The organism is Terrisporobacter sp., from assembly GCF_017888745.1.
Lineage (GTDB): Bacteria > Bacillota > Clostridia > Peptostreptococcales > Peptostreptococcaceae > Terrisporobacter.
In genome coordinates this window covers 1-9,408 of record NZ_JAGHFM010000287.1, presented here as the reverse complement: position 1 = coordinate 9,408, position 9,408 = coordinate 1, and the positions used below count along the sequence as shown (strand labels likewise).

General features: G+C 28.2%; 9 protein-coding genes and 1 other annotated feature. Of the genes, 6 read left to right on the top strand and 3 right to left on the bottom strand.

Annotated features, from left to right (window positions below):
• The 4 genes from J7G74_RS12925 to J7G74_RS12910 all read left to right on the top strand — a co-directional run.
• A partial coding sequence (locus J7G74_RS12925) for an ATP-dependent helicase (protein WP_297136081.1) occupies positions 1-1,346 on the top strand: 1,346 nt, incomplete at its 5' end.
• A gap of 83 nt (positions 1,347-1,429) precedes the next feature.
• Positions 1,430-1,715 (top strand) — a binding site (T-box leader).
• A 59-nt stretch (positions 1,716-1,774) separates the two neighbouring features.
• Positions 1,775-2,611, top strand: a complete 837-nt coding sequence (locus J7G74_RS12920; RefSeq protein ID WP_297136079.1) for a transporter substrate-binding domain-containing protein — start codon at positions 1,775-1,777, stop codon at positions 2,609-2,611.
• Positions 2,612-2,635: 24 nt separating this feature from the next.
• Positions 2,636-3,307 (top strand): amino acid ABC transporter permease, encoded by a 672-nt coding sequence (locus tag J7G74_RS12915; RefSeq protein WP_297136077.1) that lies wholly within the window; start codon positions 2,636-2,638, stop codon positions 3,305-3,307.
• A 22-nt stretch (positions 3,308-3,329) separates the two neighbouring features.
• The gene (locus tag J7G74_RS12910) at positions 3,330-4,052 is read left to right on the top strand and encodes an amino acid ABC transporter ATP-binding protein (RefSeq protein WP_297136075.1); all 723 of its coding nucleotides are present in this window, start codon (positions 3,330-3,332) and stop codon (positions 4,050-4,052) included.
• A 154-nt stretch (positions 4,053-4,206) separates the two neighbouring features.
• Here J7G74_RS12910 and J7G74_RS12905 read toward each other — a convergent pair whose 3' ends face one another.
• Positions 4,207-5,202: an asparaginase gene (locus J7G74_RS12905; protein ID WP_297136073.1), complete on the bottom strand. Its 996-nt coding sequence runs from the start codon at positions 5,200-5,202 to the stop codon at positions 4,207-4,209.
• Positions 5,203-5,698: 496 nt separating this feature from the next.
• Here J7G74_RS12905 and J7G74_RS12900 point away from each other — a divergent pair, with 496 nt between their 5' ends.
• A complete protein-coding gene (locus J7G74_RS12900) occupies positions 5,699-6,850 on the top strand; it encodes a cysteine desulfurase family protein (RefSeq protein ID WP_297136072.1) in 1,152 nt (383 codons plus the stop codon).
• Between the two features lie 13 nt (positions 6,851-6,863).
• The gene (thiI, locus tag J7G74_RS12895; RefSeq protein WP_297136070.1) at positions 6,864-8,060 is read left to right on the top strand and encodes a tRNA uracil 4-sulfurtransferase ThiI; all 1,197 of its coding nucleotides are present in this window, start codon (positions 6,864-6,866) and stop codon (positions 8,058-8,060) included.
• Between the two features lie 58 nt (positions 8,061-8,118).
• Here the strand turns inward: thiI and pflA are convergent, their stop codons facing one another.
• A complete protein-coding gene (pflA, locus tag J7G74_RS12890) occupies positions 8,119-8,856 on the bottom strand; it encodes a pyruvate formate-lyase-activating protein (RefSeq protein WP_297136068.1) in 738 nt (245 codons plus the stop codon).
• 272 nt (positions 8,857-9,128) lie between these two features.
• The coding region (locus tag J7G74_RS12885; RefSeq protein ID WP_297136067.1) for a glycine radical domain-containing protein at positions 9,129-9,408 on the bottom strand (280 nt) is incomplete at its 5' end.

The window sequence follows — 9,408 nt, the reverse complement described above, 5'->3', positions numbered from 1 at the left end:
ATCCTAATAATAATATATTTGTTGTTGGAGATGAAGACCAAAGTATTTATGGATTTAGAGGAGCGAGGCCAGATTTTTTACTTCAATTCGAGGAAATTTTTACTGGAACAGAAAAAATATTGTTAGACATGAACTATAGGTCACAAAAAGAAATAATAAATGTGTCTAATAAATTAATCCAAAAAAATATTAGTAGGTATGATAAGACTATAAAATGTAATAGAGGATCAGGTGGAATAGTAAAATATCTTATTCCTAATGATTCTGAGGATGAAGCTATACAAATTGGAAAAGAAATTTTAGAAGAGATAAAAAAGGATTATGTAGAATATAGTGATTTTGCAGTAATTTACAGAACTAATATTCAATCTAGAGCTTTGGTAGATGTGTTTATGGATATGAGAATACCATTTACTATAAAAGATTCTATAGTTACAATCTATGATCATTGGGCAGCAAGAGATATTTTATCATATCTAAAAATTAGTGTAAGACAAAATACAAATGAAGATTGGATAAGAATAATAAATAAACCATTTAGATATGTGTCTAGAGACAATATAAATCAAGTTAAGGATGAAAAAGATTTTGTAAATGGATTAATTACAAAGTGCAATCTTCACCCAAAACAAGTCAAAACAATAAATGATTTGGATATTGATATAGGATATTTAAAACATCAATGTCCGCAAGACGCTATATCGTATATAAGAACTACTTTAGAATACGATAAATATATTTTAGATTATTGTATGAATAGAAAAATTAAAACCAATGGTCTAATAGAGATTTTGAACGAAATTGAAAGTTCTGCATCAAATTTTGACACTATAGAAGAATACTTAACACATATTGAAAAAGTTAAAGAAGAATTATCACAAAATCATCATAATAAAGAATTAGATGGAGTAGTATTTACTACTATGCATAGTGCAAAAGGATTAGAATTTAGATATGTTTATATCATAGGAATTAATGAGGGAACTATACCTCATGAAAAATCTTATGATATAGATGATGAAGTGAAAAAACTTGAACAAATTGAAGAAGAAAGAAGGCTTATGTATGTTGGAATGACAAGAGCTGAGGAAAGTTTATGTTTAAGCTCTCCAATAAATAAATATGGAAAAAAGGCTTTTAAATCTAGATTTTTAGATGAGATAAAAAATCCAACAAAGGAAGAAATTAATAGTATAAAAATAGGTGATAAAATTTATCATAAGACTTTTAAAGATGGTAGAATTGTTGGAAAAGATGGAAGTATGGTTCAAGTAAAATTTAAAGATACAGAGAAAACTTTAGATTATAAACTATGTATCAGAAATAATATTATAGAAAAATTATAAATAAAAAAATGAAAAATCTGAAAATTTATTATTGACAAATTAATTTTGTGAAACTACAATAATATTAATAATTTCAAATGTATGGAAATTCTAGGAAAAAGAGAGTAGCCTAAATAAAGTTTCAGCGAGTTGGGGTTTGGTGTGAGCCTAATAATGGAGTTTAGAGTGAAGAGAGCTTTGGAGAAGATTATCGGAAATTAAGTATGATAATAGGTAGCGCCTGCCTTAAAGGTTTGAGAGGATAAAATTCTAATTGCTTTGTTTTGAGCAACGGATTTGACTGAAGTGGAAACGAAGTCATCTCATTGGTCATATGAGCCTAGTGAATTTTATCAAGAAGAGTGGTAACGCGGTTAATTCGTCTCTTAGTCTAATGACTAAGAGACTTTTTTAATTGTAATGAAAGTTTATAAAGGGGGATATGTAAAATGAAAGGATTAAAAAAATTATTAGGTTTAACATTAGGAGCAATGATGACAATTTCATTAGTAGGATGTTCAAGTGGTAGTAATGAGGGAGAAGGAACTGTTGAAAAACTTCAACAAATTAAAGATGCAGGAGTATTAGTAGTTGGAACAAGTGCTGATTATGCTCCCTATGAATTCCATAAGCAAATTGATGGAGAAGATAAAATCGTTGGTTTTGATATAACTATGGCTGAAGAAATAGCAAAAGATTTAGGTGTAAAAGTTGAGTACAAGGACATGGATTTTGATGGTTTACTAGGAGCTTTAGAAGCAGAAAAAGTAGATATAGTTTTATCAGGAATGACTCCAGATGAAGAAAGAAAGAAAAGTGTAGATTTCTCTGAATTATTTTATGAAGATAGCAATGTTTGTATAGTTAAAAAAGGAAAAGAAGATTCAATAAAATCTGAGGATGATTTAAAGAAATTAAAAGTTGGCGTTCAAAGTGGAACAACTCAAGCAGATTTTATAACTGGTGATTTAGGTATAACTGATGCAAAACAATTAAAAAGAATGCCTGATTTAATGTTAGATTTACAAAATGGCAATATAGATGTTATAGTAACTGGTAAAAATGTTGCAAATATAAATATAGGTCAATATGATGGATTAGCAATAGGTAAAACTACTGTTGGTAAAGAAGTTGCAGAATCTACAGCAGCAGCAATTAAAAAATCTAATGAAAAAGTAGATAATACATCACTAGTTGAATCTATAAATAATACTATAAAAAGATTAAAAGATGAAAATAAGATGGATGAATACATGCAAGAAGCTTTAAAATTAGCAGAAAAATAGACAGTCTGATTGGGAGATGGGAGAATGGATTTTAGTAGATTAAATGGATACTACAGTTTGATGTTTGAAGGAGCAAAGACCACAATATTAATTTCATTAGTAGCCTTAGTATGTGGATTTATTTTAGGATTACTAATATGTCTAATGAAAATGTCAAAATTAAAAATATTGAAATGGCCTGCAAGTGCATATGTACACATACTTAGAGGAACACCTTTATTTGTACAAATTTTTATTATTTATTTTGGCTTACCTCAGTTTGGTGTACAATTTCCAGATATAGGTCCTATATCTAGTGATTTTGTAACAGGTGCATTTGCATTATCCATAAATTCAAGTGCTTATGTAGCAGAGATATTTAGATCAGGTATACAATCTGTTGATAAAGGTCAAATGGAAGCAAGTAGATCTTTAGGACTTGGGTATGTGGATACTATGAGATTTGTAATAATACCTCAAGCTATAAAAAATATATTACCAGCCCTTGCAAATGAATTTATAACACTTGTAAAAGAATCTGCAATAATCTCAGTTATAGGTGTTCAAGATTTGATGTTTAAAGCAGGTATAGTAAGAACTTCAATAGCAAGAGCTTTTGAGCCATATATAGCCGCAGCTATAATGTATCTAGTAATAACAAGTATATTATCTTGGCTAGTAGGTAAATTAGAAAAGAAATTGGCTCAATCAAATTAAGTAATTAGGGGATAGTGATAAAATGATAAGACTAAAAAATTTGCATAAATCATTTGGAAATTTACATGTATTAAAGGGAATAGATTTAGAAATAAGTAAAGGTGAAATAGTTGTAATAGTGGGACCTAGTGGTTCTGGTAAAAGTACCGTACTTAGATGTATGAACTTACTTGAAGAACCTACTGATGGCCAAATAATATTTGAAGGTAAAGATATTACTGATAAAAAAGTGAATATTGACGAAGTAAGACAAAATATAGGAATGGTATTCCAAAACTTTAATCTATTTCCTAATATGACTGTATTAGATAATATAACTTTAGCACCAATTAAAATAAAGAAATTAAGCAAGGAAGAAGCAAATAAAAAAGCAGAAAAGTTACTAGAAAGAGTAGGTCTTTTAGATAAAAAAAATTCGTATCCTTCACAACTATCAGGTGGTCAAAAGCAAAGAATAGCTATAGCTAGAGCTTTAGCTATGGAGCCAGATATGATGTTGTTTGATGAACCCACATCAGCTCTTGACCCAGAAATGGTAAAAGAAGTTTTAGATGTTATAAAAGAGCTAGCTAATGAAGGTATGACAATGGCAATAGTGACCCATGAGATGGGATTTGCAAAAGAGGTTGCAGATAGAGTGGTATTCGTGGATGGTGGAAATATATTAGAAGATAATACGCCTGAAAATGTATTTAATAATCCTGCTAATGAGAGAACTAAAGAATTCTTAGCTAAAGTTTTATAATAAATTAAAATAAAAACTTCCAAGTTTACCTGGAAGTTTTTATTTTTCTTATTTAGTTTTAAAATTAATAAATATTATTATTTAGTAATAAAGAAGGTAAATATAATATTGTTATTAAAATTGGATAATACTAAATTTTATTAATTAAATAACCTTAATAATAGATTCCTTTTTCAAAGTAATCTCTAATTTCATCAAGATTATTAGATTTACCTAACGCTAACATTAATTTTATTCTTGATTTATGACCGTTTAAATCACCGGCAAAAATACAACCAAGATTCTTTAAATCTCTACCAGAGCCTAGATACCCATAAGAATCATAAACTCTTCCTAGTAAACATCTAGAAGTTATTACAACAATAACTCCTTTTTCCCTAGCATATTTAACTCCTTCATACATTTGTGGAGGTATATTTCCACGGCCCATAGCCTCTATTACAATGCCCTTATAGCCCATATCTACAGCATGATTTATAAATGTATAATCCATACCTAATCCTGATTTGAATAGAGCAACTTTACTCATTACTCTATCAGTGTCTATGAACGTTCTGCGTGCAACATTTTTGAATAATAAAAGTTGATTGCTATCTACTATACCTAAAGAACCTTTACCAGGTGACTGGAACGTATTTAGGGACATAGTATCTGTTTTTGTTGCTTCTGAGGCTAATAAAACTTCATTATTTAAAACAACAAGAACACCTTTATTTTTAGCATTTTCTGATATAGCTACACATACAGAAGATGCTAAGTTATTTGAACCATCATAACCAAGCTCAGAGCTACTTCTCATAGCACCTGTAACTATAACTGGTTTTTCATGATTTATAACTAAATCCAAGAAGAAAGCACTTTCTTCTAAGCTATCTGTACCATGAGTTATTACAACTCCAGAAATATCTTCTCTATCTAATAATTCAAGGACACAATTTTTTAACTGCATAAGTTTCTCTGGTGTCATATGTGGTCCTGGTATTTCATCAAAGTCTATAACTTCAAAATCTGCAACGGTACTAATACCTGCTGCCATAGACATAATTTGTTGACCAGATAAAGATGGTACATTAGCCCCAATTTCATCATCTATTGTCATTGAAATAGTTCCACCAGTAAATACAATAGCTACTTTTTTTCTTGTAGACATAATATTACCTCCTTGTATTTAAATACTATATATAATTATACCAAAATATTTTTAAAAAATATTATTATATAATAAATAATTTTATAATATTTTCGTTTAAATTTAAGCACAAAAAAAGAGCTGGGGAAGCTCTTTTTTTCTGATAAATTAAATCTAATTCGTCTTAGACATAATATATATCTATTCATAAAAAGGGGTATTTGAATAGAAACTTTAATTGGGTTATCAAGGGGATAACTACTCTTATATAATAACAATATTCGATAATAAATGCAATAAAAATTTAAAATTTAATCATACAAAATTATATTTCTACAAAATTATGTTAATATAAATAATATGGTTTTATAAAACTTTAAGTATAACATTAAAAAAAGCGTATAAAAATGGTATAATAAAGAATGCTAATGTGAAAATATACATATTTGACAGAATTTATTAGATAACAAAATTGATGTATACATTAATAAAAAAAGTATATAGGACGGTGTAGTAAATGGAAATTTATTTAGATAATAGTGCAACTACAAAGCCTTATGAAGAAGTAGTAGAAGAAATGGTTAAAGCCCTTACTACAGAATACGGAAATCCATCTTCTCTACATAAAAAAGGTATAGAGGTTGATAGAAAAATTAAAGAAGTAAGGCAAAATATAGCTAGAACCTTAGGAGTAAAAGATAGAGAAATATTCTTTACATCAGGAGGTACAGAATCTAATAATACGATAATTAGAGGCGTTGCTTATAATTTTAGAAAAACTAAAAATCATATAATATCAACTAATATAGAACATCCTTCTGTATTAAATACACTTTACGATTTAGAAAAAGAAGGATTTGAAATAACATTATTAGAAGTTGATGAAAATGGAAAAATAAATATAGAAGATTTAAAGAAAGCAATTAAGCCAAGTACTATATTAATTTCTACGATGCATGTTAATAATGAATTAGGAAGTATACAGCCTATAGAAGAGATAGGAAAGTATCTAAAAACTTTAGAACAAAAGATATATTTCCATGTAGATGCAGTTCAATCTTACACTAAAATTAAATTCAGACCAACAAGATATAATATTGATTTTATGACTGTAAGTGGTCATAAATTCCATGGTCCAAAAGGTATAGGATTTATGTATATTAAAGAAAATAGTAAGATAAAGCCTATATTAACTGGTGGTGGACAAGAAATCGGAGTAAGATCTGGAACAGAAAATGTACCAGGTATATATGGATTAGGAAAAGCAGTTGAGATAATGAATAAAGATTTAGATAAAAAGATTGAAAAAATACAAATCTTAAAATCTTTATTAAAAGATGAAATATTACAAAATATAGATGGTGTGAAAATAAATTCACCAGAAGATGGAGTATGTCACATACTAAATGCTTCTTTTGAAAATATAAGAGGAGAAGTTTTATTACACTTCTTAGAACAAAAGAAAATATATGTATCTACTGGATCTGCTTGTTCTTCTAAGAAAAAGGGTAGCCATGTATTAAATGCAATAAATCTTAAACCTGATGAAATAGAAGGAGCGATAAGATTTAGTTTATCTGATTTTAATACAGAAGAAGAGATTTTACAAACTGTTAAAGTTTTAAAAGAATCTATAAATGATTTAAGAATGATAATAAAAAGACGATAATAAGAGGTGAAAAATGTATAATTCAATTATAGTAAAATACGGAGAAATAGGAATAAAAGGTAAAAATAGATATATCTTTGAAAATAAATTAATAAAAAATATAAAAAATATGTTAAAGCCTATAGATAAATTTAATGTTTACAAAGAGTACGGAAGAGTTTATGTTGATTTAGGCGATTATGAATATGAAGAGGTAGTTGAAGAAGTTAAAAAAGTATTTGGTGTAGTTGGTGTATGTCCAGCTGTAAAGATACTTAAGACTAATGAAGATACTGTGGAAACAGCTTACGAAAAATTAAAAGAAACAGCGCTTTTAGTTTTAGAAGACAAAATAAATAATGGAGCTAAATCATTTAAAGTTGAATCAAGAAGAGGAGACAAATCTTTTAGATTAACTTCTCAAGAAATGAGTATAGATATAGGTGGATATTTATTATCTAGGTTAGGAGATAAAATAAAAGTAGATATAAATAACCCAGAAGCAAGAGTAAAATGTGAACTTAGAGAAAATAACGTGGTAGTTTATACTGATACAGTGCCTGGTTATGGTGGACTTCCAATAGGTACAAATGGTAAAGCCATGTCTTTATTATCAGGTGGTATAGATTCACCAGTAGCTACATGGATGGTTGCTAAAAGAGGTATGGAAGTAGAAGCAATACATTTCCATACATATCCTTTTACTAGTGAAAAATCTCAAGAGAAAGTAAAAGACTTAGCTAGAATATTAGCTAAATATTGTGGAAGAGTAAGACTTCATAAAGTTAATTTACTAGAAATACAAAAATCTATTGGATTAAATTGTAGAGATGAAGAAATGACTATAATATCTAGAAGATTTATGATGAGAATAGCCGAAAGAGTAGGGGTACAAAGAGGTTGCGATGCTTTAATAACAGGGGAAAGTATAGGTCAAGTTGCTTCACAAACTATACAAGGATTAACTTGTACAAATGCATCTGTTAGTTTACCGGTATTTAGACCACTTATAGCTATGGATAAAACTGAAATAATTGATATAGCTAAGAAAATAGATACTTTTGAAACATCTATAATACCAGAAGAAGACTGTTGTTCAGTATTTGCTCCTAAGAAGCCTGTGACTAAACCGAGATTAGAAAGAATTGAGGATTCTGAAAAAGCTTTAGAAGTAGAACAATTAATACAAGATGCTATAGATAATATGGAAGTAGAAGTTATAGAATTTTAATTAATGAATATAAAAAAAGAAGTCTTAGTTAAGACTTCTTTTTTTATATAAACTTATATTATTTATTGTTAAATACTTTAATTCCGTATCTTTCAATAATCTCGCTAGCTTTTTTTACATCATCTTGGTCTGCATCCCTAACATCTTTTAATTCATAATCGATGCCCATGCTTTCCCATTTGTGGATACCTATACTGTGGTAAGGTAATAATTCAAATCTATCCACGTTGTTTAAAGAAGCCGCAAATTCACCTAATTTAGATAAATTATCTTCACTATCAGTTATTCCAGGAACTAAAACGTGTCTTATCCAAACTGGTATGTTTCTTTCATCTAAATGTTTTGCTAATTTTAAAGCTTTTTGAATACTAACACCTGTTAATTCTTTTGATTTTTCATCATCCATATGTTTTAAATCAAGTAATACTAAATCAGTATTATCAAGAACTTTATCAATTCTTTCTATATCAACAAATCCTGAAGTATCTAAACAAGTATGGATATCATTTTCTTTAGCTTTAGCAAATAATTCAGCTAGGAAATCAGCTTGTAAAGTAGCCTCACCACCAGAAGCTGTGATTCCACCGCCTGAAGATTTCATATAAGATTTATATTTAGATGCTTTTTCTATTAATTCATCAGCTGTGTATTCAGTTCCGATTTTAGCATCCCATGTATCTCTATTATGGCAATATTTACATTTTAATGGACATCCTTGGAAAAAGAATATGCATCTTATACCAGGTCCATCTACTGTTCCAAATGTTTCTATTGAGTGTATTCTTCCTGTAGTCATATTAACACCTCTTAAATTTAGTTATAAAACTAAAAAAGGTAAGAATATATATAAAACAGATTATAGATTAATCATAGAAATTAAATCTATAAATTGTAAAATAGAGTACTTTTATTTTAATATATATTCGTATTATATCTTTTAAAGTTTTTTATTATTATGTTAAATCTATTATTATTATTTTAATTATTTATAATAATATTTGCAAAAGGATAAAATAAAAAGACTAAAATAAATTTAGTCTTTTTACTTGTATATAGTTAGCTTATAAATTAAGCCATTTTTCCGTGGAATGTTCTGTTTATAACATCTAATTGTTGTTCTTTAGTTAATTTGATGAAGTTAACAGCATATCCTGAAACTCTTATTGTTAATTGAGGATATTTTTCTGGATGTTCCATAGCATCTTCTAAAGTAGCTCTATCGAATACGTTAACGTTTAAGTGATGAGCTCCATCTCCGAAGTATCCATCCATCATTGCTGATAAGTTAGTAACTCTTTCATTCATATCTTTTCCTAAAGCACCAGGTACTATAGAGAAAGTATTTGAT

Coding starts and splice junctions, on each gene's coding strand:
- J7G74_RS12920 (WP_297136079.1), top strand. CDS start 1,775: ATGAAAGGATTAAAAAAATTATTAGGTTTAACATTAGGAGCAATGATG.
- J7G74_RS12915 (WP_297136077.1), top strand. CDS start 2,636: ATGGATTTTAGTAGATTAAATGGATACTACAGTTTGATGTTTGAAGGA.
- J7G74_RS12910 (WP_297136075.1), top strand. CDS start 3,330: ATGATAAGACTAAAAAATTTGCATAAATCATTTGGAAATTTACATGTA.
- J7G74_RS12905 (WP_297136073.1), bottom strand. CDS start 5,202: ATGTCTACAAGAAAAAAAGTAGCTATTGTATTTACTGGTGGAACTATT.
- J7G74_RS12900 (WP_297136072.1), top strand. CDS start 5,699: ATGGAAATTTATTTAGATAATAGTGCAACTACAAAGCCTTATGAAGAA.
- thiI (WP_297136070.1), top strand. CDS start 6,864: ATGTATAATTCAATTATAGTAAAATACGGAGAAATAGGAATAAAAGGT.
- pflA (WP_297136068.1), bottom strand. CDS start 8,856: ATGACTACAGGAAGAATACACTCAATAGAAACATTTGGAACAGTAGAT.